Annotated in this window: 27 protein-coding genes; 22 read left to right on the forward strand and 5 right to left on the reverse strand. The window is 29.0% G+C overall.

Going from position 1 to position 25,337, the window contains the following annotated elements:
* Window positions 1–57 precede the first annotated feature (57 nt).
* From ACTTAV_RS02700 to ACTTAV_RS02715, 4 genes are all read left to right on the forward strand, one after another.
* Entirely contained in the window at window positions 58–825 is a 768-nt protein-coding gene (locus ACTTAV_RS02700) for a bacteriorhodopsin-like (protein WP_440670030.1), read from the forward strand.
* Window positions 826–910: 85 nt separating this feature from the next.
* Window positions 911–1,231 carry a 2Fe-2S iron-sulfur cluster-binding protein gene (locus tag ACTTAV_RS02705; protein WP_440670032.1) on the forward strand — a complete coding sequence of 107 codons (321 nt, stop codon included), beginning with the start codon at window positions 911–913 and terminating at the stop codon, window positions 1,229–1,231.
* Window positions 1,232–2,248: an NAD(P)/FAD-dependent oxidoreductase gene (locus ACTTAV_RS02710; RefSeq protein ID WP_440670033.1), complete on the forward strand. Its 1,017-nt coding sequence runs from the start codon at window positions 1,232–1,234 to the stop codon at window positions 2,246–2,248.
* Window positions 2,248–2,874, forward strand: a complete 627-nt coding sequence (locus ACTTAV_RS02715) for a glutathione S-transferase family protein (RefSeq protein ID WP_440670034.1) — start codon at window positions 2,248–2,250, stop codon at window positions 2,872–2,874. The genes ACTTAV_RS02710 and ACTTAV_RS02715 overlap by 1 nt, the downstream gene beginning before the upstream one ends.
* Here the strand turns inward: ACTTAV_RS02715 and ACTTAV_RS02720 are convergent.
* A complete protein-coding gene (locus tag ACTTAV_RS02720) occupies window positions 2,871–3,419 on the reverse strand; it encodes a TraR/DksA family transcriptional regulator (RefSeq protein WP_440670036.1) in 549 nt (182 codons plus the stop codon). The two genes, ACTTAV_RS02715 and ACTTAV_RS02720, sit on opposite strands and share 4 nt — an antisense overlap.
* 78 nt (window positions 3,420–3,497) lie before the next feature.
* Here ACTTAV_RS02720 and ACTTAV_RS02725 point away from each other — a divergent pair, with 78 nt between their 5' ends.
* From ACTTAV_RS02725 to ACTTAV_RS02740, 4 genes are read left to right on the forward strand one after another with little or no spacing between them, the layout of a single operon-like run.
* Window positions 3,498–4,823, forward strand: a complete 1,326-nt coding sequence (locus ACTTAV_RS02725) for a glycosyltransferase family 39 protein (RefSeq protein WP_440670037.1) — start codon at window positions 3,498–3,500, stop codon at window positions 4,821–4,823.
* A gap of 5 nt (window positions 4,824–4,828) precedes the next feature.
* A complete protein-coding gene (locus ACTTAV_RS02730; RefSeq protein ID WP_440670039.1) occupies window positions 4,829–5,833 on the forward strand; it encodes an adenosine deaminase in 1,005 nt (334 codons plus the stop codon).
* A complete protein-coding gene (locus ACTTAV_RS02735; protein ID WP_440670041.1) occupies window positions 5,833–6,711 on the forward strand; it encodes a glycosyltransferase in 879 nt (292 codons plus the stop codon). Before ACTTAV_RS02730 ends, ACTTAV_RS02735 begins: the two co-directional genes overlap by 1 nt.
* Entirely contained in the window at window positions 6,711–7,544 is an 834-nt protein-coding gene (locus ACTTAV_RS02740; protein ID WP_440670042.1) for a heparin lyase I family protein, read from the forward strand. Before ACTTAV_RS02735 ends, ACTTAV_RS02740 begins: the two co-directional genes overlap by 1 nt.
* A gap of 4 nt (window positions 7,545–7,548) precedes the next feature.
* On the opposite strand, the gene ACTTAV_RS02745 is transcribed toward ACTTAV_RS02740, so the two are convergent.
* Together ACTTAV_RS02745 and ACTTAV_RS02750 are read right to left on the reverse strand one after the other, a co-directional pair.
* Window positions 7,549–8,826 carry a Y-family DNA polymerase gene (locus tag ACTTAV_RS02745; RefSeq protein ID WP_440670043.1) on the reverse strand — a complete coding sequence of 426 codons (1,278 nt, stop codon included), beginning with the start codon at window positions 8,824–8,826 and terminating at the stop codon, window positions 7,549–7,551.
* Window positions 8,804–9,199 carry a LexA family protein gene (locus ACTTAV_RS02750; RefSeq protein WP_440670045.1) on the reverse strand — a complete coding sequence of 132 codons (396 nt, stop codon included), beginning with the start codon at window positions 9,197–9,199 and terminating at the stop codon, window positions 8,804–8,806. The genes ACTTAV_RS02745 and ACTTAV_RS02750 overlap by 23 nt, the downstream gene beginning before the upstream one ends.
* A gap of 163 nt (window positions 9,200–9,362) precedes the next feature.
* Here ACTTAV_RS02750 and ACTTAV_RS02755 point away from each other — a divergent pair, with 163 nt between their 5' ends.
* The 6 genes from ACTTAV_RS02755 to alaS all read left to right on the forward strand — a co-directional run bounded on the left by ACTTAV_RS02755 (window position 9,363) and on the right by alaS (window position 16,536).
* Window positions 9,363–9,911: an SOUL family heme-binding protein gene (locus ACTTAV_RS02755; protein WP_440670046.1), complete on the forward strand. Its 549-nt coding sequence runs from the start codon at window positions 9,363–9,365 to the stop codon at window positions 9,909–9,911.
* Window positions 9,912–9,925: 14 nt separating this feature from the next.
* Window positions 9,926–10,291 (forward strand): GFA family protein, encoded by a 366-nt coding sequence (locus ACTTAV_RS02760; protein ID WP_440670047.1) that lies wholly within the window; start codon window positions 9,926–9,928, stop codon window positions 10,289–10,291.
* A 5-nt stretch (window positions 10,292–10,296) separates the two neighbouring features.
* Window positions 10,297–11,226 (forward strand): uridine kinase, encoded by a 930-nt coding sequence (locus ACTTAV_RS02765; protein WP_440670049.1) that lies wholly within the window; start codon window positions 10,297–10,299, stop codon window positions 11,224–11,226.
* A complete protein-coding gene (locus tag ACTTAV_RS02770) occupies window positions 11,223–12,518 on the forward strand; it encodes a TolC family protein (protein WP_440670050.1) in 1,296 nt (431 codons plus the stop codon). Before ACTTAV_RS02765 ends, ACTTAV_RS02770 begins: the two co-directional genes overlap by 4 nt.
* Before the next feature lie 106 nt (window positions 12,519–12,624).
* A complete protein-coding gene (recA, locus tag ACTTAV_RS02775) occupies window positions 12,625–13,773 on the forward strand; it encodes a recombinase RecA (RefSeq protein ID WP_440670052.1) in 1,149 nt (382 codons plus the stop codon).
* 96 nt (window positions 13,774–13,869) lie between these two features.
* A complete protein-coding gene (gene alaS / locus ACTTAV_RS02780) occupies window positions 13,870–16,536 on the forward strand; it encodes an alanine--tRNA ligase (protein WP_440670053.1) in 2,667 nt (888 codons plus the stop codon).
* On the opposite strand, the gene ACTTAV_RS02785 is transcribed toward alaS, so the two are convergent.
* Entirely contained in the window at window positions 16,528–17,742 is a 1,215-nt protein-coding gene (locus ACTTAV_RS02785) for an NADP-dependent isocitrate dehydrogenase (RefSeq protein WP_440670054.1), read from the reverse strand. The two genes, alaS and ACTTAV_RS02785, sit on opposite strands and share 9 nt — an antisense overlap.
* 73 nt (window positions 17,743–17,815) lie before the next feature.
* Here ACTTAV_RS02785 and ACTTAV_RS02790 point away from each other — a divergent pair, with 73 nt between their 5' ends.
* The 8 genes from ACTTAV_RS02790 to panB are packed head-to-tail and all read left to right on the forward strand — an operon-like array spanning window position 17,816 to window position 24,666.
* Complete coding sequence (locus ACTTAV_RS02790) at window positions 17,816–18,463, forward strand: phosphatidylserine decarboxylase (RefSeq protein WP_440670055.1); 648 nt, start codon at window positions 17,816–17,818, stop codon at window positions 18,461–18,463.
* Entirely contained in the window at window positions 18,464–19,270 is an 807-nt protein-coding gene (pssA, locus tag ACTTAV_RS02795) for a CDP-diacylglycerol--serine O-phosphatidyltransferase (RefSeq protein WP_440670056.1), read from the forward strand. It begins immediately after the preceding gene.
* The gene (locus tag ACTTAV_RS02800; protein WP_440670057.1) at window positions 19,270–20,181 is read left to right on the forward strand and encodes a glycosyltransferase; all 912 of its coding nucleotides are present in this window, start codon (window positions 19,270–19,272) and stop codon (window positions 20,179–20,181) included. The genes pssA and ACTTAV_RS02800 overlap by 1 nt, the downstream gene beginning before the upstream one ends.
* Entirely contained in the window at window positions 20,182–20,793 is a 612-nt protein-coding gene (locus ACTTAV_RS02805; RefSeq protein ID WP_440670058.1) for an RlmE family RNA methyltransferase, read from the forward strand. It abuts the gene before it with no gap.
* Between the two features lie 37 nt (window positions 20,794–20,830).
* Window positions 20,831–21,907: an IMP dehydrogenase gene (gene guaB / locus ACTTAV_RS02810; RefSeq protein ID WP_440670059.1), complete on the forward strand. Its 1,077-nt coding sequence runs from the start codon at window positions 20,831–20,833 to the stop codon at window positions 21,905–21,907.
* A complete protein-coding gene (locus tag ACTTAV_RS02815; RefSeq protein WP_440670060.1) occupies window positions 21,907–22,344 on the forward strand; it encodes a tetratricopeptide repeat protein in 438 nt (145 codons plus the stop codon). Before guaB ends, ACTTAV_RS02815 begins: the two co-directional genes overlap by 1 nt.
* Entirely contained in the window at window positions 22,334–23,896 is a 1,563-nt protein-coding gene (gene guaA, locus ACTTAV_RS02820; protein ID WP_440670061.1) for a glutamine-hydrolyzing GMP synthase, read from the forward strand. The genes ACTTAV_RS02815 and guaA overlap by 11 nt, the downstream gene beginning before the upstream one ends.
* The gene (gene panB / locus ACTTAV_RS02825) at window positions 23,893–24,666 is read left to right on the forward strand and encodes a 3-methyl-2-oxobutanoate hydroxymethyltransferase (protein ID WP_440670062.1); all 774 of its coding nucleotides are present in this window, start codon (window positions 23,893–23,895) and stop codon (window positions 24,664–24,666) included. The genes guaA and panB overlap by 4 nt, the downstream gene beginning before the upstream one ends.
* Here the strand turns inward: panB and ACTTAV_RS02830 are convergent.
* Window positions 24,663–25,274, reverse strand: coding sequence for a YjbE family putative metal transport protein (locus tag ACTTAV_RS02830; RefSeq protein WP_440670064.1), 612 nt, complete (start codon window positions 25,272–25,274; stop codon window positions 24,663–24,665). The genes panB and ACTTAV_RS02830 overlap by 4 nt on opposite strands.
* Window positions 25,275–25,337 lie beyond the last annotated feature (63 nt).

Here is a 25,337-nt window from a genome sequence, read left to right on the forward strand (position 1 = left end):
TTAAGCCTAGTTTATATAAACTAAATAAATAAAAACTAACTAAAGAGGGAGTTTTTTATGAAAAAACTTAAATTGTTTGCTCTTACAGTTGTTGCCCTAATGGGTGTAACTGGTGCAGCAAATGCAGAAACTGTCCTTTTAGCTTCTGATGACTTTGTTGGAATTTCATTCTGGCTAGTATCAATGGCTTGTTTAGCAGCAACTGTATTCTTTTTCTTAGAAAGAAGTTCAGTTCCAGCTGGATGGAGAGTTTCAATGACTGTTGCTGGTCTAGTAACTGGTATTGCATTCGTACACTACGTATATATGAGAGAAGTATGGATCATGACTGGCGACTCACCAACAGTTTACAGATATATTGACTGGTTAATTACGGTTCCATTACTAATGTTAGAATTCTATTTTGTTCTAGCAGCAGTAAACAAAGCAGACTCTGGAATTTTCTGGAGACTGATGATCGGAACATTAGTAATGCTAGTAGGTGGATACTTAGGAGAAGCTGGATACATCAATGCTACACTTGGTTTCGTAATCGGTATGGCTGGATGGATCTACATTCTTTATGAAGTATTCTCTGGTGAAGCAGGTAAAAAAGCTGCTAAGAGTGGAAACAAAGCTCTTGTTACTGCTTTTGGTGCGATGAGAATGATCGTTACTGTAGGTTGGGCTATCTACCCATTAGGTTACATTTTTGGTTACCTAACAGGTGGTGTAGACGCAAATACACTTAACGTGATTTACAACGCAGCTGACTTCTTGAACAAGATCGCTTTCGGTCTAATCATTTGGGCAGCAGCTATGCAACAACCTGGTAGAGCTAGATAATTAGTTTTACTTAATTAAAGACTTTAATAGGGCGAGTATGTTTTTGCATACTTGCCCTATTTTTTTTTAAGCTTATATATAATTTATGGCCAAGATTACTTACATCACACATGATAAAAAAAGCCATACTGTAGAAGTTCAAAACGGCTTAACAGTTATGGAGGGAGCAGTTCAAAACGATATTTCAGGAATTGATGCTGATTGTGGTGGGGGCATGGCTTGTGCGACTTGCCATGTTTATGTCAAAGAAGAATGGTTAAATAAACTTCCAACAAAAGAAGATGGTGAAGAAGATATGTTGGACATGGCCTTTGAACCAAAAAAAAATAGTAGACTTAGTTGTCAACTTACTGTTTCAGACGAATTAGATGGTCTTGTAGTAGATATTCCATCAAAGCAAAGTTAAATGAACAAAACAGATGCATTAATAATTGGAGCTGGTCCAACAGGTTTATTTACAGCTCATCAATTAAAACTAATCGGTTTAGATTGTGAAATAGTTGATAACTTAGATAAGATTGGTGGTCAGTGTATTGAGCTTTACCCCGATAAACCAATTTATGATATTCCAGCTATTCCAGAATGCACAGGTGAAGAATTAACAAATAATTTAATTAATCAACTAAAACCATTTGATATTAAATTTCATTTAAATGAGAGGGTAGATGAAGTTAAAAAAGAAAAAGATAATTGGATAGTTAAAACAAATAATGGAAAAGTTTTTTCAACACCTAATGTTATTATTGCAGGTGGAGTAGGCTCTTTTGAGCCCAGAAAATTTTCCCCAAAAGAATGTGAAAAATTTGAAAATAAATCATTATTTTACTCTGTAAAAGATAAGAAGATATTTGAGGGAAAAACTGTTTCAATTTTTGGAGGTGGTGATAGTGCTCTAGATTGGGCAGTTGAACTATCTAAAAATTCAAAAGTAAATTTAATTCATAGAAGAGATGAATTTAGGGGAGCACAGTTAACAGTAGATACAGTGCATGAGTTAGTAAAATCAGGAAAAATAAATCTTTTAACAAAATATCAATTAAGTAAAGCAAATGGTTCCAATCAAATAGAAAGCATTGATATAAAGCATGATGATGGAGAGATCAAAAACTTAAAAACTGATTATGTTTTAGGATTTTTCGGATTAATTATGCAACTTGGTCCAATTGCTAACTGGGGTTTAAATATTGATAAAAAAACTATTGAGGTGGATACAGAGAAATTTGAGACTAATCAAAAAGGAATTTATGCTGTGGGAGATATATGTAATTACCCAGGTAAATTAAAACTAATATTATCTGGTTTCCACGAAGGGGCTTTAGCAGCAAGAGCTTGTTTTAAATTAGCCCGACCAAATGAAAAATATAGATTTGAATTTACTACTTCATCTAAAACTTTAAAAGGACGATTAGGAAAAATTAAATAGTGATTGAACTTTTTTCAGCAAATACTCCGAATGGAAAAAAAATTAGTATTATGTTGGAAGAGATTGGCTATGAATACAAAGTAACTAAAATTGATATTAATAATGGTGATCAGTTTAAAGAAGATTTTAAAAAAATAAGTCCATTCAGTAAAATTCCTGTAATTATTGATCATAAAAATAATAAAACTATATTTGAGTCAGGTGCAATTTTAATTTATTTAGCTGAACAAAGTGGGAAATTTTATAATCAAGATAATCGTTTAGAAATTAATCAATGGTTGATGGCTCAGATGGGTTATGTTGGTCCTATGCTAGGTCAACATCATCAATTTCATCATTACAATCCTGGAAAAAGTAAGTTTGGTGAGGATAGATATTTTAAGATTTCAAAAAGAATATATCAGGAACTTGAAAATAGATTATCTAAATCAAAATTCTTAGCAGGAGATGAATATACGATTGCAGATATTGGAACTTTCCCTTGGATTGCTCGACATCAATGGCACGACATTGGATTAACAAATTTTAAGAGTTTAACTAGATGGTATCTAGAAATTTCTAAAAGAGATGCTGTTAAAAAAGGTTTTACTTTTATGGATGAAAAAGAGATTGTTCCTCAGCCTTAGTCGTCTGCGTGAACTTTTTCGTCTTTTTCATGTTTTTCTTGAGCAGCAATAGTATATTTAGCAACTGGACGTGCCATTAATCTTTTTAATCCAATTGGCTCGGCAGTATCTAAACAATATCCATAAGTATCTTCTCTAATTCTAGCCAAGGCTTTATCAATTTCAGAGATTAACTTAATTTGTCTATTGATTGCTTTCATCTCAACATTTTTATCAGTGTATGAGCTAGCTTGATCGACAATATCAGCAGATATGCTATTGTCATCCATACTGCCATTATAAAGAGCTTCATTGTTAGCTTTAATTAATTCTTTTTTCCATTCTTGCAATTTCATTCTAAAAAAAACTTTATGTTTTTCACACATATATTTTTCAGTGTCTTTTGGTATATAAGTTTTTGAGATTTTGATTGAACCTTTGTCTACTTCTTTAGGTTTACTTATAGGTTTAGCTTTAGGTTTACTTATAGCTTTAACTTTTGGTTTACCAACAGGTTTAGCTTTACTTTTTGTAACTTTTTTTTTTGCTTTGCTGGTTTTAGGCATATTTCAATTTGAATTCGAGGGAGTATATTCAGCAAAATAGGGGTGTCAAGCAACCTTAATTATTGTAAATATTTGATTATGAATGTTTTAAACAGAAATATTAATAATATTTTTTTTATTTTCCTTATATCACATTTAATTATTTGGACACTAGTCCCATCTTTGACTAATAAAAATTTACCATTAGACACTATTGAAGCTCTTGCATGGGGAAGTAATTTAGATTGGGGATTTAACAAACATCCACCTATAAGTGCTTTTTTTCCTGAAATTTTTTATCAAATTTTTGGTCCTCAAGACTGGGCTTATTATCTTTTAAGTCAGATTTTTGTATTAATTTCATTTTATTATGTATTTAAATTTGCCAATGAAATTTTTGATAATATCAAATTAAGTTTAATTTCTGTATTTTTACTCTCATCAATTTTTTTTTATAATTTTACAACCCCAGAATTTAATGTGAATGTATGTCAATTACCTTTTTGGTCTTTGGTTGTTTATTACTCTTGGAGAATATTTCAATCAAAAGACATAAAATTTAAAGATTGTTTTCTTATTGGATTATTTGCTGCAATAGGTTTTTTATCTAAGTATTTATTTATTTATCTTTTATTGTCTATTACGCTCCTGTTTATTTATTTAATTTATTTTAAAAATATTAAAAAATTTGACTTTAAGTATTTGATAACATTAGAAGTTTTTATTGTTTTATTGATACCCCATTTTATGTGGCTTTATAACAATGACTTTATTACAGTTTTTTACGGTCTAAAAAGAACAGGATTAGAAGGATCTAATATTTTAGATCACTTAAAACATCCAACAATTTTTATTTTTAAACAAATAGGAATATTAATTCCTTTTTTCTTTTTAATCTGGCTTTTAGCAAAAAAGATTAAATTAAAGATTAATTTAAAAGATAAAAAATTACTTTTTTTATTGTTTGTAAATATTTTGCCAATTTTTTTAATGCTTGTTACTTCTATGATCACGGGCTCTAAAATAAGAACTATGTGGATGACACCTTTTTATTTGTTTTTTGGTGTGTTGTTTGTTTATATATTTCACTCTCAAATAAACTTAAAAAAAATTAATTCATTTTTATATGGATTTTTATTTTTATTTTTTTTATCACCTATGCTTTATTCATATATTTCAATTTCAGAAACAAATAAAAGAACTGATTATCTAGGAAAAGAAATTGCAAAAAAAGTTCAATTAGCTTGGGATCAAGATTTTAATAAATCTATAGATTTTGTAGTTGGTGATGAATGGAAAGCTGGAAATTTATCCTATCATCTTAAATCAAGGCCTGTTTGGGAAGGGTTTATAAACAATGAAACACTTAACATAGCCGATGAGTATCTATGTATTGATGATATTTGTGTTGGCACTTATAAATAAAGATAATGAACAACTTAGATACCAATATTAATTTTATAAAAAAAACTCCAAAAGTAGAATTACATCTACATATTGAGGGTAGTTTAGAACCAGAATTAATGTTCAAGCTCTCGAAGAGAAATAAAATTGAAATTCCTTTTAAAACTGTTGATGAAATAAGATCTGCTTACAATTTTACTAATTTAGATAGTTTTTTAAAAATTTACTACGAAGGATCAAATGTATTAATTACAGAGGAAGATTTTTTTGATTTAACTTGGGAATATATTTTAAGATGTAAGCAGGATAATATAGTTCATACAGAAATATTCTTTGATCCGCAGTCTCATTTACCAAGAGGAGTAAGCTTTGATACAGTTATCAAAGGAATTCATAAAGCATTAAAAAAAGCTGAAAAAGATTTTGGTATTACCTCAAAAATAATAATGTGTTTTTTAAGACATTTAGATGAAGAACCTTGTTTTGATGTTTTGAAACAAGCTTGTAATCATAAAGATAAAATAATTGGAGTAGGATTAGATTCATCTGAAAAAGGAAACCCACCAGTAAAATTTAAAAGATTATTTGAACAAGCAATGAAAGAAGGATTTATAACTGTTGCTCATGCTGGAGAGGAAGGTCCCCCAGAATATATTTGGGACAGTTTAGATATTTTAAAAGTAAAAAGAATTGATCATGGAGTTCAATGTTTAAATGATGAGAAATTAGTTAATAAGTTAGTCCATGCGCAAATTCCTTTAACAGTATGCCCTTTATCAAATATTAAATTATGTGTGTTTGATAAACTTGAAAACCACAATTTAAAAAAGATGCTTGATAGAGGTTTAAGAGTAATGGTTAATTCTGATGATCCAGCTTATTTCGGTGGTTATTTAAATAAAAATTTGATTGAAACGTCAAAGGCTCTTAATCTTAATCTTGAGGATATAAAAAAATTAATTGAAAATTCCTTTAAATCTTCATTTTTAGAAAATGAAAAAAAAGAAAAATGGTTAGAAAAGATTAATTAATGAAAGTTAAAATTTTAATACCTGTTTATAATGATTGGCAATCTGTTTCTAAGTTATTGGATGATATAAATTCAAATTTATTAAATTTAGAACATGAGATTTCAGTTGTAATAATCAATGATGCTTCAAATCATGATCGAAAAGAAGAAGATAAGAATTTTGAAAATATTCATTCAATAAAAATTTTAAATATGAAAATAAATCAAGGTCATGGAAGGTGTATTGCAACTGGACTTAAATATATTTTTGAAAAAGAAGATTTTGACTATGTCATTCCAATGGATGGAGATGGAGAAGATAGACCTGAAGAAATAAAAGATTTTATTAATAAAATTTCAAATACAAATGGAAAACCTATTGTTGGTGAAAGGGTTAAAAGATCTGAAGATATATTATTTAAGACTTGTTATGAATTACATAAGTTAATTACTCTAACTTTTACAGGTAAATCAATTAAGTTTGGGAATTTTACTTGTTTGCCAAAATCAACTGTTGAAAAAATGGTTAATGAAAAAGCTACCTGGAATAGTTTTTCAGGATCATTAAGAAAAATAGAAAATGATTTAATATCAATACCTTCAGTAAGAGGAACAAGATATTTTGGTCCTACTAAAATGAGTTTTTATAAATTAATCAAACATTCGCTATCAATTATTAGTGTGTTTAGAAATACTTTTTTAATTCGCTCAGGAATATTTATAATTTTGTATATTTATTTTATTAAAAGTAATGCTTCAGTAATTACAGCCCTTCCTTTAGTTTTTCTCTTAATAGCTGTTTATTCAATTTCTCATTTAGCTTTAAGAGAAAATATGTCTGAGTTTGATAAGTCTTTATCAAATATAAATGATATTAAAAAAATTAAAGACATTAATTAATGAATAAGGTTTTAGTATTAATACTCTTCAGTTTATTAACTATAGGAAATGCAAATTTATCTAATGAAGCTGATGCTAAAGAAATTACAAACCTTCAATGGAAAAAAAGTGTAGCTACAGGTAAGAAACTTTCAAAGTTTAGAGAAACTGTTACCTCTCCAGCTTTAGGTGAAAAAGCATGGAAAATTACATTACTTCCACGAGATTGTGGCAGAGATAAAGAGGGTGACTATTCTGATTGTAAAAATAATGGAAGAGATGCTGTTGTTGGACATGGAGGAGGAGATCGCGCTAGAAGTGAATATTCCACATCCTCAAACAGATATACTGGAGAGAAATGGATTTCAGTAAGTATTTTTATACCAACTGACTTTAAATCAGTTGAACCTGTAAGCACTTCGCTTTTTCAGATATACGAATGGGGAAATACAGATCAACAAAGACATCCAAGAGTGATGTTAAGAGTTAAGGGAGGCAATTTAGAACCAAGATATTTTGCTGTAAATGGAATGGACTCACAGGGGTTGATATACAAACATCTTAAAATTGATGATATGCGGGGCAAGTGGACAACAATTATATTTCACACCAAAATGTCCAAAGATCCAGATAAAGGATTTGTAAAGATGTATGTAAATGATGTCCTTTACAATCATTACAGAGGAAGAACTGGTTATGGTGGAAAATTTTTCAATAAATTTGGAATTTATCATAGTTGGATTAGTAGATGGAACGATGAAGTGCATGGTGAATATCCAACACAAATTGTCTATTATGACAATTTATTTAGAACTAACAGTAAAGAGAAACTTTTAAAATTAATTCAAAATTAATTAACTAAGCTCTAATCGTTGGTAGACAATAAAAATCAGCAGTATCGATTTTAGAAGAATATTGTCTTCTCATATTCCATTTTTTATGAACCCCAGCACTTGCAAGACTTAATGTAGATCTTCCATATCTGTAGTTAGTATTATCAATTGATCTCATTAAATTTTTTATTTTCTCATCTTTATCTGATGAAAATAAATTTTTTCTACCATCATCATTACGTAACCCTGTAAGCATGACGCCTGCTTTTTGATAACGATAGCCATTTTTGAAAATATTTTCTAGGATTGAAACTGCAATTTTAACAGTTTCAATACTATTATTTGTTGCAATTGGAAAATCAACAGTTTTTGCATTTGAATAATAGCCATAATCTCTTTGGAATGGACTGGTTCTAACAAAAACAGTGATTGCTTTTGCAGTTAAAGACTCTGATCTAATTTTTTCAGATGCATTTAAGCAATAGTTTGCAACCGCTTCTTTTAGTTCTTGAAAACTTTCAATTCTTTTGCCAAATGATCTAGAAACTACACAACTCTTTCTTTTTGTTTGAGTAGTTTCTAAATTGATACAAGGAATGCCTCTAAGCTCCATTGCAGTTCTTGAACTTAAAACATTGGAGCATTTTTTAATCCATGTGTTAGATTTATTCTTAAGTTGCCTTGCATTATAAATTCCATTTTTTTGATAAAACTTTGTTAACTGTCTACCCACACCCCATACATCATTAATTTCAACTTTTTCTAAAATTGGATCTAAATTTTCTACACCAATTAAACTAACAACACCTGATTGTTTTTTCTTTGCAATATGATTTGCAATTTTGCTTAAAGTTTTTGTTTTAGCAATACCAATACTAGTTGGAATACCAGTCCATTGTAGAACTGTTTCTCTTATTTGTTTTCCAACCTCTTCAACCTCAGAGTCTGGAAAGTTTGATAAATCTATAAATGCCTCATCAATTGAATAAACTTCTATTTCAGTATTAAATCTTTTAAGCGTTCTCATTACTCTTCTAGATAAATCTCCATATAAAGAATAATTTGATGAAAAAACTTCAACTTTATTTTTAAGAATAATATCTTTTGCTTTAAAATAAGGTTCACCCATTTTAATTCCTAAAGCTTTTGCTTCATTAGATCTTGAAATAATACAGCCATCATTATTTGATAAAACCACAACAGGTTTCTTTCTTATTTTTGGATTAAATAATCTTTCACAAGAAACGTAGAAAGAATTACAATCAACTAGAGCTAATTTTCTAGTATGTTGAATGGATGACATAAGTTACAACCCCCCAAATAAAAACATCTTCTTCTTCATTAATCAAAATTCTATTAGAAAAATCTTTAGATCCGGATGTTAGAAATTTTTTATCCCTTTCTTGAACTAAAGTTTTAACTACAAGTTCGTCGTGAACATTTGCAATAACTGTTGAAAAGTTTTTTGGTTTTAAACTTTTATCGACAACCAATAAATCCCCATCATTAATACCAACATCGACCATGGATTTTCCTTGAACCCTAATAATGAAGGTTGCTGGAACATTTCTGATCAAATGCATATTAAGGTCGATATCTTCTTCGATATAATCAGTGGCAGGTGATGGAAAACCAGCGCCAGCTTTATGTAGATAATAAGGGATAGTCAGTTTCATGTTCTTGTTTTGTTCTAATTTATAGCGCATTTATACAATACACGCAAGAGGTTGTATTTTGAGTCTGTAACTGAATCAAAAGTGAATCAAAACGTGAACATCAAAACTACATTTTGTATGCTTGTGGATAACTTTAACCAGAGATAGTTTAAATAATTCGAAAATGAAAAAAATTTTATTAATTCTATCTTCAATATTAATCTTAAGTTCTCAAGTGATGGCATACGAAGAAGCAAATTACGAAATAATAAAAGAGAATAAAAATTACGAAATCAGAAAATACTCTGATCGTTTAGTTATTGAAACGAATTCAATACAAGGTAATGGTTTTAGAAAGCTATTTAATTATATTTCAGGCAATAATAAAGAAAATGAAGAAATAAAAATGACAGTTCCGGTTACTCAAGAAGTTAAAAATGGAAATATGACTATGCAATTTTATTTGCCATCAAGATTTAATAAAGATAATGCACCCAAACCAGTAAATTCTGAAGTAAAAATTTTAACAATTGAAGGTGGATATTATGCTGTGATTAAATATTCAGGTAGATCTTCAGATAAAAATTTTTTAAAAAATAAAGATATTTTGGATAAAGCACTCAAACAAGATAACATAGTGGTTTTAAGTCCACCAATAAGAGCATCATATAATTCACCATTTACATTGCCAATATTAAAAAGAAATGAAGTAATGTATAGGGTAGATTTATAGAAAGGAAAAAAATAATGAAAAAACTAACTTGCCATTGCGGTGCAGTAGAAGCTGAAATTAATTTAGAGGGTGATTTACAAAAAGTTCTAAGATGTAATTGTTCTATTTGCAAAAGAAAAGGAGCCATAATGTCTATGGTGAAGAATGAGGATTTCAAAATTATCAAGGGTGAAGATAAATTAACACTTTATCAATTTCATTCAAAAGTTGCTAAACATTATTTTTGCTCAGTTTGTGGAATTTATACACATCACAATCCTAGAAGTAATCCTGCAATGACAGGTTTCAATGTTGGATGTATTGATGAAATAGACTCATTTAAATTAGGTGAAGTTTCAGTAAATGATGGTCACAATCATCCTTTAGATCAGAAAAAATAATTTAAATGCAATCAGTCAATTTTTGTTTTGGTAAGGTAAAAAAAGATTGCTTAAAATTTATTCAATCCCAAGAAACAAAAGCAGATAAATTTAAGAATAAAGAAAGAATGATTAAATCTTTCTTAATTCCATTATGTTTTTGGATTAGCAAAAAGGCTGATAAAAAGAGGCCTTATTTTGTGGGTTTAGCAGGGGGGCAGGGCACTGGAAAAACTACAATAAGTTCAATAATAAAAATAATATTAACCAAATATTTTAAATTAAAAGTTTTCAGAATTTCTATTGATGATTTTTATAAAACTAGAAAAGAACGAATTATTTTAGCAAAAAGAGTTCATCCTATGCTGTTAACAAGAGGAGTGCCTGGAACTCACGATATTAATATGATGCTAAGTTTTTTCAAAAAAGCAAAAAGCAAAAAGTTTAAGAGATTAAGACTTCCAACTTTTAATAAAGCAGTAGATGACAGATTTAATAAAAAATATTGGTATGATTTAAAAGCTAAACCAGATGTTATCATTTTTGAGGGATGGTGTGTTGGTGCAAAGTCAGAAAAAAATAATTCTTTAAAGAAAAACATTAATTCTTTAGAAAAAGCAAAAGATCATAAACAAGTTTGGAGAAAATACGTAAACCAACAATTGAAATCAAAATATAAAAACTTATATTCTCAACTCAATTGTCTAATTTATTTAAAAGCAAAAAATTTTAATTTGCTTCAAAAATGGAGATTAAAACAAGAACGTAAACTTTGGTTAAATACTAAGAAAAAGTCGAATCTAAAAATTATGAGCAAAGGAGATGTAATTAATTTTATGCAAACTTACCAAAGAATTACTCAAAATATGTTTAAGAAAATGCCTAAATATGCCTCAATTATTCTTAATTTAAATAGTAACCATCAAATAAAATCTGCAGTATATAGAAACAAATGAAAAAAATTTTATTAATTGTTTTTAGTACATTGTTTTTATTTTCTAATGTATTTGCAGAAACTTTTTCATCTGCACTTAAAAAGGCATATGAAAATAATTCTGAATTAAATGCTGAAAGAGAAAACATAATTGTTTCAGAACAAGATTTAAATATTGCAATAAGTGCTTATCTGCCAACAATTACTTTAGAAGGTACTAGAAGTCAGGAAGAGACAAATAAACTTACAAATCAAGGTGGTGGAAATGCATCTATAAGTGATGTGGACCCTGAAACCAAATCTGTTTCAGTAACTCAGACTTTAATCGATTTTGGAAGAGGAGCTGATTTTGCAAAAAATAAAATTGGAATTGATCTTGCTAAAGCAAAACTTTTAAAAAAGGAGCAAGATATTTTATATAAAACTACCGAAGCATATACTGGGTTGATTTCTGCTAATGAAAAATTAGAAATAAATAGATCTAATGTTGAGCTTCTAAGTAGACAAGTTGAAACTGATAAAATTAGATTAAGTAGGGGACAAATTTCTTTATCTGATGTTTCACAATCAGAATCTTCATTAGCTGGAGCGCAAGCAAAATTTATTCAAGCAGAAAACGATTTAATCACAAGTAAACTTAATTATGAAAATATTATTGGAAATATTGATGATCCAAAATCTCTAGATAAAAGATCTATATCAGATTACGAACTTCCAGGAAGCTTGATATCAGCCATAGAATTATCAAAAAAGAATAACCCTGATTTGATTATTGCTAAACTTGAATATGAACAATCAATGAAAGATAAATCAATTGCAAAATCAGATTTAGCACCAACAGCAAAACTATCTTTTGAGAGAACTTATACGGAAGATTTAAGTACAACTTATGATGAAAGAGAAAAAGATGTATTGAAAGCAACTGTTTCTTGGCCATTTTTCTCAGGAGGAAAAAACATTGCTAAATATAAAAAAAATAAAAGTTTAGAAAATAGAAAAAGATTGATTTTAGATAGTGCTATTAAACAAAATCAAACTGATGTAGCTAGTGCATGGTCTAATTATCAATCAAACAAAAGTTTGTTAAATTCAGTTCAATCTCAAGTCAAAGCTGCCGAAATAGCAAATGAAGGAATTGCAGCTGAATATAATAGTGGAGCGGGAAGGACTACTTTAGAAGTAATTCAATCTAACTCTCTTCTATTGAACGCTCAAATTTCTTTAGCCGATTCTGAGAGAAATTATATTTTATCTCAGTTCAACCTTCTTAAATCTTTAGGTTTGCTAAATAGCGATTATCTAAAAATTAGATAATTATTGGTTTTTTTGACAAAAAATAATTTATCTTGCTAATGAGAACAAAATGTGTACATTTATTTTATGATTCGAGTGTTAAAAAAAGCAAAAAAAGAGGCAAAAAATGACTAAAAATAACCTAAAAGTAGTTAAATCTACAAAAGATCAAGAATTGGAAAACAAAGAGAAAAATAAGGCTTTAGAAGCAGCAATTAGCCAAATCACAGATAATTTTGGAAAAGGTTCAGTAATGAAGCTAGGCCAAAAAAGAGCAATGGATATCGAGTCGATATCTACTGGTTCTTTAAGTCTTGATTTAGCATTGGGAATTGGTGGTTTGCCAAAAGGTAGAATTATTGAAGTATATGGACCAGAGTCTTCTGGAAAAACAACATTAGCATTGCAAGTTGTTGCTGAAGCTCAAAAAGCAGGTGGAATTTGTGCATTCGTAGATGCTGAACATGCTTTAGATCCAGTTTATGCTAAGAAATTAGGTGTAAATACTGAAGAACTTTTAATTTCACAACCAGATGCAGGTGAACAAGCTTTAGAAATAGCTGATACGCTAGTAAAATCAGGCTCTATTTCAGTTATCGTTATTGACTCTGTTGCAGCTTTAACACCAAAAGCTGAAATAGAAGGTGAGATGGGAGATCATCATGTTGGTCTTCAGTCAAGATTAATGAGTCAGGCTTTAAGAAAATTAACAAGTTCAATTTCAAATACAAATACAATGATGATTTTCATCAACCAAATCAGAATGAAAATTGGAGTTATGTTTGGAAGCCCTGAAACAACATCAGGAGGAAATGCACTTAAGTTTTATTCATCAGTTAGAATGGACATTAGAAGAATTGGTGCCATTAAAGATAAGGATGAAATTATTGGAAACACTACAAGAGTAAAAGTAGTTAAGAACAAAGTTGCACCACCATTTAAAGTTGTTGAGTTTGATTTGATGTATGGAAGAGGTATTAGCAAAATGGGTGAATTAGTAGACCTTGGCGCTAAAGCTGACATTATTGAAAAATCAGGTGCATGGTATGCTTATAAAGGTGAGAAAATTGGCCAAGGTAGAGAAAATGCTAAAACTTATCTTGCTCAAAATCCTAAGGTTGCTGCAGAAATAGAAATGGCAATTAGAGAAAAAGCAGGTGTGATTTCGAAAAAAATTGAGGGAAATCCACTAGATCCTGAAAAGATTGAAAAAGAGAAGAAAGTAGCTGAAAAAGAAGAAGCCGCTAAAGAAGCTACACCTCCTAAAAAGAATTAAAGGTCATCTTTAAATTATAAAAAGGCGCTTATAATAAGCGCCTTTCCCCCTTTATCACCATCTAGACATAGAATAAAAAAGCTGTATTTTAAAAATATGGCTCAAAAATCATTAAATCAAATAAGAGAAACATTCTTAAAATATTTTGAAAAGAATGATCATAAGATTGTAGAGTCTAGCAATTTAGTCCCAAATAATGACCCAACCCTAATGTTTGCTAATTCTGGAATGGTTCAGTTTAAAAATGTATTTACAGGCTTAGAAAAAAGAGACTATCAAAGAGCAACTACTTCACAAAAATGTGTAAGAGCTGGTGGAAAGCATAATGATTTAGAAAATGTTGGATACACTCCTAGGCACCATACATTTTTTGAAATGTTAGGAAATTTTTCATTTGGAGATTATTTTAAAGAAAAGGCAATTCATTATGCTTGGGATTTAATTACTAAAGATTTTGGAATAGATAAGAATAGACTTTATGTAACAGTATTTCATGAAGATGATGAAGCTTTCAATTTCTGGAAAAAAATAGCTGGTTTAAGCGATGATCGAATTATCAGAATTGCAACATCAGATAATTTTTGGTCAATGGGCGAAACAGGACCATGCGGTCCTTGTTCAGAAATTTTTTATGATCATGGTGATCATTTAAAAGGTGGTTTGCCAGGAACAAAAGATGAGGATGGAGATCGTTTCATTGAGATATGGAACCTGGTCTTTATGCAATATGAGCAAGTAACAAAAGATAAACGAATAAATCTTCCAAAACCTTCTGTTGATACCGGTATGGGTTTAGAAAGAATTGCAGCTCTTTTACAAGGGACACATGATAATTATGAAACTGATCACTTTAAAAAATTAATTCAATCCACTTCAGATATTGTTAAGAAAAAACCTGATCAAAGCAATCTTTCAAGTTTTAGAGTTATAGCTGATCATTTAAGAGCAAGTTCATTTTTGATTGCCGAAGGAGTTTTGCCATCCAATGAAGGTAGAGGTTATGTTCTTAGAAGAATTATGAGAAGAGGAATGAGACATTCTCATTTACTAGGATCTAAAGAACCAGTTTTTTACAATTTATTTGAAACTTTGAAAAATGAGATGTCAGGCAATTATTCAGAATTAAAAAGAGCCGAGTCTTTAATTAAAGAAACTTTAAAAATGGAAGAGGAGAAATTTTTAGTTCTTTTAGATCGAGGAATAAAAATTTTAAACGACGAGATATCCAAAATAGACAAAGTGCTTCCAGGAGATGTTGCTTTTAAATTATATGACACCTATGGTTTTCCATTAGATCTTACTGAAGATATATTAAGAAACAAATCTCTTTCTATTGATACAAAAAAATTTCAATCTTTAATGAAAGAAAGCAGAGAACTTGCTAAGAAAAATTGGAAAGGATCAGGAGATGCTGCAGTTGAAGATGTTTGGTTTGGCATTAGAGATAAATTAGGTGCTACAGAATTTTTAGGCTATGAAACAAATCAAGCTGAAGGAGTGATCTTATCTTTATTACAAAATAATAAGGAAACTAAAGAATTAAAAACAAATGATGAAGGAATGATTATCACAAATCAAACACCTTTCTACGGAGAGTCTGGTGGTCAAGTAGGTGACACTGGTGAAATAATTTCTGGAGATTTTAAATTTGAGGTAACAGACGTCCAGAAAAAATTAGGGGATCTTTTTGTTCATTATGGAAAAGTAATAAGTGGTTCAATTAAATTAGGTGAAAATGTTGAAATGAAAATTAATGAAGTTAGAAGAAATGATACAAGAGCATATCATTCGGCTACTCATTTATTACATGAGTCTTTAAGAAGAGTTCTAGGTACTCATGTTACTCAAAAAGGTTCATTAGTTGAGCCAAGTCGATTAAGATTTGATTTTAGTCACATGAAACCAATCTCCAATGAGGAAATAGACAAAATAGAGTCATTTGTTAATTCAATGGTCTCAAAAAAATCAGATGTTAGAACGAGGCTTATGACACCAGATGAAGCTGTAGAGAATGGAGCTTTAGCGCTGTTTGGAGAAAAATATGGCGATGAAGTAAGAGTACTTTCAATGGGAGATGATAATGGAAAGTATTTTTCAACTGAATTATGTGGTGGTACGCATGTTAAAAATACAGGTGATATTGGTAAGTTTAAAATTATAAACCAATCTTCTATAGCTGCAGGAGTAAGAAGAATAGAGGCTTTAAGAGATAAGCAATTAGAAGATTATTTAAACAACAAAGAAAAACAATTAAATTTATCTTCTGAAAAAAATGATGAGCTAATAAAAGATCTAACTAAACAGATAATTAGTTTAGGTGGTAAACCAAATATTAATCAATCAGATCAAAAATTGTTGATAAAAAATTTAACAAAACAGTTAGATACTTTATCGGTTAGTTCTATTCTTAATGATAAAACAAAGAATAAAATTAAAGATGATGAAATCAAAGGTGTTAAAATAAGATTTCAAAATATTGAAGGTCTACCTTCAAAAGAATTAAGAAAGCTTGTAGACAATGGCAAAAAAGATTTGGGTGAAGGTATCGTAGTAGTTTTTGCTTGTAAGGATGACAAAGTAGGTGTTGCAGTTGGTATAACAGATAAATTAACTGAAAAATTTGATGCAGTAAAATTTGTCAAGTTAAGTTCAGAGATTATTGGTGGTCAAGGTGGTGGTGGAAGAAAAGATTTTGCTCAAGCTGGAGGTCAAGACCAAAGTAAAATTAATGAAGCTTTTGAAAAAATTAAAAGCTTAATTTAATTTTTTTTTTAGATTTTGATCTATTACATCTAAAAATTGATTTGTTGTAAGATATTTACTTGATGGGCCAATTAATATCGCAAGATCTTTAGTCATTGATCCACTTTCTACACATTCTATACAAACTTGCTCTATTGTATTTGCAAATTTAATTAGCTCATCATTACCATCTAATTTTCCTCTATGGGCCAAACCTCTTGTCCAAGCAAAAATTGATGCAATGGGGTTAGTGGATGTTTCTTTACCTTGCTGATGCATTCTATAGTGTCTAGTAACAGTTCCGTGCGCTGCTTCGGCTTCCATTATTTTTCCATCAGGTGTTAATAATGTACTTGTCATTAAACCCAGTGATCCATAACCTTGCGCCATAGTATCTGACTGAACATCTCCATCATAATTTTTACAAGCCCAAATATATTTACCACTCCATTTCATTGCACAAGCTACCATGTCATCAATCAATCTATGTTCGTAAGTAATTTTAGCATCTTCAAATTTTTTCTTAAATTCATTATTAAAAACTTCCTCAAATATATCTTTAAATCTTCCATCATATTTTTTAAGAATTGTATTCTTAGTGGAAAGATAAACTGGCCAGTTTTTAATTAATCCATAACTAAAACAAGATCTTGCAAAGTCTTCAATTGATTTATCTAAATTGTACATTGAAAGTGCAACTCCTGGTCCTGTAAAATTAAAAACTTCATATTTAATTTCATCTTTTCCATCCTCAGAAGTCCATTTTATTTCCATTTTGCCTTTACCAGGTACTTTAAAGTCCGTTGCTCTATATTGATCTCCAAATGCATGTCTTCCAATTACCACTGGATCAGACCAAGAGGGTACTAATTTTGGAATGTTAGTACAAATTATTGGCTCCCTAAACACAGTTCCTCCAATAATATTTCTTATAGTTCCATTAGGAGATCTCCACATTTTTTTTAATTTAAATTCTTCTACTCTTGCTTCATCAGGAGTTATAGTTGCACATTTAATTCCAACACCAATTTTTTTAATTGCATTAGCGGAGTCGATTGTAATTTGATCATCTGTATCATCTCTACTTTTCATTCCAAGATCATAGTATTCAATGCCAAGATCTAGATAAGGAAGAATTAATTTTTTTTTGATAAAATCCCAGATTATTCTGGTCATTTCATCACCATCTAACTCTACAATTGGGTTTTTTACGGTAATTTTGCTCACTTATATTTTATCTTAATAATTGAATTTCGCGATTTTATATACATATTAATGAAAAATTATCAAATAGAAGAATATGTTTAGTAAGATATTTCCAAGAATTCACGCTGAGGGATATAAGTTTTTAGTTATAGCTGTAATTATAACCTTAGTGTTTTATAGTTTTAGTGACTTTCTAGGTCTAATAGGTCTTGTTTTAACTGTATGGGTTTACTATTTTTTTAGGGACCCTGAGAGAGTGATCATCGAGAATGACAATTATCTTGTAAGTCCAGCAGATGGAGAAGTGATCAAAGTTGAAGAGGTAGATGGACCAAAAGAACTTGGTCTTGAAAATAAAAAATTTAAAAAGATAAGTATTTTTATGAATGTTTTTGATTGTCATGTAAATAGAACTCCTTGTGGCGGAAAGATAGAGGAAATTTTATATAAGCCAGGTAAATTCTTTAATGCCTCTCTTGATAAAGCAAGTGAAGATAATGAGAGAAATTATTTCAAAATTAAGGACCCTAACAATAATGATATAATTGTTGTCCAGATTGCTGGCCTTGTAGCTAGAAGGATTGTTTGCGAATCTAGTAAAGATCAAGAATTGAAACAAGGAGATAGAATTGGAATGATTAGATTTGGAAGTAGAGTAGATGTATATTATGAAAATTATGAACCTTTAGTTAAAGTTGGGCAAAGAGCTATTTCAGGAGAGACACTTTTAGCAAAAAGATAAATGGAACAAAAAAAAAATAATTTTAAAATTGTAGCAGAAAAAAAAAACGCTAGAGTAATTTTGCCAAATATGCTTACATTAATTGGTGTTTGCATTGGTTTAACTTCAATCAGATTTGCTTTAGATGGAAGATTTGAGCTGGCAATTATTGCAATAATTTTCGCTGCTTTGATTGATGGTCTTGACGGAAGAATAGCAAGATTAATTAAAGGAACATCTAAAGTTGGAAAAGAATTAGACTCCCTAACTGATATGATTAGTTTTGGTGTTGCTCCAGCATTTGTAATGTATTTTTGGAACCTTAATTCTTTAGGGAGATTTGGTTGGTTATTGTGTTTAGTTTATGTAATTTGTGTTGCTTTAAGATTAGCAAGATTCAATATTAATTCTAGCCAAGAGCCGTCATGGAAAGATAACTTTTTTGAAGGAGTACCTTCACCAGCAGGAGGAATATTAGTTCTGACGCCTTTAATAATAAGTTTGAGTGGATTTGATTATTTTCAACTTAATTACAATACAATTGTCCCAATATTTTTTATTGTGACTTCATTTTTATTAATTAGTAAATTTCCAACTTATTCATTTAAGAAAATTGTAATCCCTAGAAGAACCACAATATTTTTATTATTTGGAATAGTTTTATTTTTTGGGCTTTTATTAATATACACTTTTAATGTGATTGCCTTAAGTGCAATGATTTACGTACTTTTACTGCCAATTAGTTATCTTCATTTTCAAAAAATTAAAAAGAAACATGAAAATGACAAAATTCAAGATGAAGATGATGATCTTGAAGATATACTTTAATGAAAAAAAATGTAATTGTTTCATTAGCTGATGCTAATTATTTTCCACTTCTAGAAGAGTTAATAGACTCTATTAAAAGATTTAAAGAGGCTAGCGATACAGCAATTTGTATTTTAGATGCAGGTTTAAATGAAGATCAAAAAGAAAAATTACTTGAGAAAGTAGATGAAATTAAATCTGCAGAATGGGATATTGAAGTTCCTGAATTTAAAGTAAAAGGAAAAGAATGGTTAAAAAGTCAAGTCTCAAGAGCATTTTTACCAAAATATTTTCCAAATTATGAAAAGTATTTATGGATAGACTGCGATGCCTGGGTAAATGATTGGAGTAGTGTAGAGTTATATTTTAAAGCATGTGATAATGGTAAACTTGGTATTACGCAAACTATAGGGCCCGGATATAAGATTACTTCAAAAGCAAGCTGGTTATTTGGTAAAATAGCTTTGATCAAATCACAAAATTTTAAACATGCTATCAAATCAAAAATTGGTTTAGATAAAGCAAGGAAATTAGCTTTTGCTCCTCATATAAATATTGGAGTTTTTTCATTGGAAAAAGATTCTAATGGATGGAAATCTTGGCAAAATAATTTATCGAAAACTCTTAAAGCTGGAAATATTTTTGGTTCAGAGGGATTGGCAATAAATATGTCAGTATATATTGATGATCTAGATACAGAGTTTTTACCTTTAAATTGTAATTGGATTACAAGTAATTTACTTCCAAAATTTGATGAAAAAAATAATACATTTGTTGAGCCATATTTACCAAATTATAAAATTGGTATAATGCATCTTGCTGCAGGAATATGGAAGAATGGTGTAGATATGAGAGTAGACAAAAGTGTAGAAATAGAATTAGAAACTTTAGACAGAAAAAAAATAATAAAAAGTTTAAGATTTAGTAATTAGTTGAAAAAAAATAAAATTTCAAAAAATTGGGTTAATAAACAGAGACGCGATACGTATGTTCGTCAATCAAAAGTGGATGGGTATAGAGCTAGATCAGCATACAAATTAATCGAGATTGATGAAAAGTTTAGAGTTTTTAAAGGTGGAATGAGTGTGATAGATGTTGGGGCCGCTCCAGGTAGTTGGTCTCAGTACGTTTCAAAAGTCGTTAAAAATGGAAAAATAATTTCGATTGATTTAAAAAAGATGGAACCAATTAAAAACACTATTCAAATAATTGGAGATTTTACAGAAACAAATACTCAAAACACTATTAAAAAAAATCTTAACAAAGGTTCAGATGTAGTGATGTCTGATATGGCTGTGAATACTACTGGAATAAAAAATATAGACTCAATTCAAACAGGTGAATTATGTAAAGAGGCTATGATTTTTTCTAAGGAGGTTATGGCTGAGAATGGTGTTTTCATTTCTAAGATATTTATGGGCGGTTCTTTTAATGAAATTGTCGCACTTGGAAAAAAGATTTTTAAAGAAGTGAAGGTTTTTAAACCGAAGTCTAGCAGAAAAGACTCTAAAGAAAGTTTTATTATTTGTAAAAAACTTAGATAGATACTTTAAATTTAAAAGGAATCATATATAAGTGATTATGGTTCCTATAAAAGAAGCACTTACCTTCGATGATGTTACACTTGCCCCAAAGTATTCAGAGATATTACCCTCTGAAGTTGATACAAGTATAAAATTAACTGAAAATTTAAAACTTAAAATACCGTTATTATCATCAGCGATGGATACTGTAACTGAAAGTAAAATGGCTATTGCCATTGCTAAAGCTGGTGGGCTAGGAATAATTCACAGAAATTTAGATATAAATAAACAAGTATTAGAGATTAAAAAGGTAAAAAAACAAAAACTATTAGTCGGTGCTGCAGTTGGTGCTAGCCTTAAAGAATTTAAAAGAGCTGAAAAGATATTAAAAGAAAATTTAGATATGATTGTTGTAGATACAGCACATGGTCATACAAAAAAAGTTTCAGAAATGATTAAATTTATTAAAAAAAATAAAAATAAAAAAACTGTTTTATGCGCTGGAAATATTGCAACACCAGAAGCGGCTAAATTCCTTTTAAAATTAGGTGTAGATGTAATTAAAGTTGGAATTGGACCCGGTTCAATTTGCACTACTAGATTAGTTGCAGGTATTGGGGTTCCACAGCTTAGTGCAATTTTAAATGTTAGAAATGGAATTAAAAATAAAAATATAAAAATTATTTCAGATGGTGGAATAAAATACTCAGGAGACTTAGCAAAAGCTTTTGCAGCTGGAGCAGATGCTGTCATGATAGGATCATTATTTGCTGGAACAGATGAAGCTCCTGGTAAATTAATACGGAAAAATGGAAAATTATTTAAAAGTTTTAGAGGGATGGGTTCAGTAGGAGCAATGAATAAGGGTTCTGCAGATAGATATTTTCAATCTAAACAAAAAGATACATCAAAATATGTACCAGAGGGCGTAGAAGGATTATCAAAATATAAAGGTAAAGTTGAAAAAGTAATTTATAAATTAGTAGGTGGATTAAGGTCTTCAATGGGTTATCTTGGATCAAAACAAATAAAGTATTTAAGAAATAAACCACAATTCGTTAAAATTACGAAAGCAGGATTTTACGAAAGCATGGTGCATAATGTTGATATAATAAAAAATGATAATAAGTACTGATGAGAAATATATTTAAATTTACATTATTATTTTATTTAGCAATCAATTTATCTAATTTTTCAATTGGAGAAGAAAATTTTTTTAATAAAGGTTTGAAGTTATATAAAGATAAAAAGTATGAAGATGCAAAGTTTATGTTTGAAAGAAGTATAGTTTTCAATCCAAAAGACTCAAATTCTTATCTTTATTTAGCAAAAATTTATAATATCGAGGATGACAAAGATAAAGAGGAAAAAAATTTAGAAACAACTTTACTGATTGAGCCTAATAATGAAGAGGCAATATTGATGTCAATGAAAATAGCTTTAGAAAAATCTAATTATTCAAAAGTAAAAGATTTATCAAATACATTTACACAAGTTTGTAAAAATCTTTGTGAGGAAAATAAAAATATTTTAGAGACTCTTGCAAATATAGAACCAAAAAATGAGTCTTGATAAAAGTTTAGAAAAAATCCTAATCATTGATTTTGGATCACAATTTACACAGCTTATTGCAAGAAGAATACGGGAACTTGGAGTATTCTGTGAAATAATAAGTCACAAGAAGGTTAAGAATAAAGATATCAATAGATCTGTTAAAGGAATAATTTTGTCTGGGGGTCCATTAAATGTTTATCAAATTAAAAAATATTCTTTTGATAAAAAAATTTTGGAAAATAACAAACCAATTTTAGGTATTTGTTTTGGACATCAAATCTTATCAAAATTAAATGGCGGAAGAGTTAAACAGTCAAAATATAGAGAGTTTGGTCTAGCCAGTATTCACAAAAAAAAGGAAAGTGTTTTGATAAAAAATTTTTTTAATAATAAGAAAATAAATAAAGTATGGATGAGTCATGCAGATCAAGTTTCAAAACTACCTAAAAATTTTAATGTAGTTGCCTCAAGTCAAAATTCTAAATTTGCAATCATTGAGAATAAATCTAAAAATCATTTTGGTGTACAATTTCATCCTGAAGTCACTCATACAGAAAATGGTAAAAAGATTATAAAAAACTTTATATTTTTAATTTGTAAGATTAAAAGAAATTGGTCTTCTAAGGATCAAAAGATTAAGCTTATAAAAGAAGTTAGACAACAAGTGGGTCAAAATAAAGTTATATGTGCTTTATCTGGAGGGGTGGATAGCAGTGTTGTTGCACAATTATTAAATAAAGCAATTGGTAAAAAATTATATTGTATTTTTGTAAACACAGGTCTTTTAAGAAAAAACGAAGAAATCCAAGTAGTCAAAACATTTAAAAAAAAATTAAAGATAAATTTAATTTATGTGAATGCTGAAAATGAATTTCTTAAAAAGTTAAGAAATATTTCTGATCCAGAAAAAAAAAGAAAAATAATTGGCAATCTATTTATTAAAATTTTTGAAAGATACGCGAAAAAAATAAAAAATGTAAAATTTTTAGCTCAAGGAACTCTCTATCCAGATCTGATTGAAAGTAAATCTGTAACTGGAAGTCAAACATCCAAGATCAAATCACATCATAATGTAGGTGGATTACCAAAAAAAATGAAGCTAAAATTAGTTGAACCTCTTAAGTTTTTATTTAAAGATGAGGTCAGAAAATTAGGATTGGAACTCAATCTTAGTAATGAAATTATATCCAGACATCCTTTTCCTGGACCTGGTTTAGCAATAAGAATGCCTGGAATCATAACAAAGGAAAAAATTAAGATTTTAAAAGAGGCTGATTATTATTTTATTAAAGCGTTAAAAGATAACAATTTATATAATAAAATTTGGCAAGCTTATGCAGCTTTGTTACCAGTTAAAACTGTTGGTGTCATGGGTGATAATCGAACTTATGAATACTTATGTTTATTAAGAGCAATAACATCTGAAGATGGAATGACAGCTGACTTTTATGATTTTAAAAAAACATTTATTCAAATGATTTCAAATAAAATTGTAAATAGTATAAGAGGAATAAATAGAGTAGTTTATGATGTAACATCTAAACCACCAAGCACAATAGAACTTGAATGAAGAAAATTAAAAAAATAATCAATAAAAAAAATAGATCGAAAATTGTTTGTCTCACAGCATACTCAAAAAATATAGCAGAAGAAATTGATAAACATGTTGATATTATTTTAGTTGGAGACTCATTAGGCTCAGTACTTTACAATTATTCATCTACCAGAAAAGTTACTTTAACAGAAATGATTAATCATTCTAAGAGTGTGAGATTAGGAGTAAAAAAAAGTCTAATGGTAGTCGATATGCCTTTCAGAACTTATACTACAAAAAATATAGCATTAAAAAATGCAAAAAAAATATTGAACGAAACCAAATGTGATGCTGTCAAATTAGAAGGTGGAAAAAAAGTTATCAAACAAGTTGAATATTTAATTAAAAATAAAATTCCAGTGATGGGTCATCTTGGATTGCTTCCACAATCTGTAAAAGGAAAATTTAAATCTAAAGGTAAGACCTCCAGAGAAATTAAACAACTTATGAATGATGCTATGTTACTTCAAAAAACTGGAGTTTTTGCAATTGTATTAGAATGTGTGAAGACACCAATAGCGAAACAAATTACTAAAGATTTAAAAATCCCTACAATTGGAATAGGATCTTCAGTTCATTGTGATGGTCAAGTTCTTGTAACAGATGATCTTCTTGGTTTAAATGAAACAAAAATTAAATTTGTAAAAAGATTTTTAAATATAAAGAAATATATAAATTTAGGTTTAAAAAAATATGCTTCAGACGTGAGATCTAAAAAATATCCATCTAAAAAGCACTCTTATTAAAAATATTTTTTAAACTGTTCATTTATTGATAAGATGTCTAAATCTTCAAGTCCTCCAATGACCAATTGAATGGCAACTAATAGGATAAAGCCTAAACCAATATAAACAATCCATAAATGTTTTTGAATATAGCTTGCAAGATATGTTGCTAAAGCTCCTGTTAGTACAACGGAAAGCACAAGTCCAAATATCATAAAACCAAAATTTCCTTTAGCTGCGCCAACCACTCCGATCACATTATCAAAACTAATCATTATGTCTGCAAATAAAACTTTGAAAACACTTTGAATAAAAGATGGTTCTTTAGATTTTTTAGTCGGAGATTTTATCTTTTTTATTTCAAATAGGTCTTTTCTCAAATCATTCACTATCCAAATTAAAAGTAAACCACCTAATATTTTTACAAAATAAAATTTAAATAAATAAGTTGCAAAAAGTGCAAATATAACTTTAAAAATTAAAGCTCCAGCGACACCCCAATAAATTATTTGTTTTTTATTTTTTGGAATAAAATTTGCTGAAATGACACCAATGATTATTGCATTATCTGCTGTTAAGATAATCGTAATGAAAATAATTTGAGCTAATATAAGTAATTCTTCTAACAAAGTAGAAACATAATATTAGATATTCATAATAATTCAATTAAAAGTAGTATTATTTTTTTATTG

Origin of the sequence: Candidatus Pelagibacter sp. HIMB1483 (genome assembly GCF_052048135.1) — a bacterium.
Taxonomy (GTDB): domain Bacteria; phylum Pseudomonadota; class Alphaproteobacteria; order Pelagibacterales; family Pelagibacteraceae; genus Pelagibacter.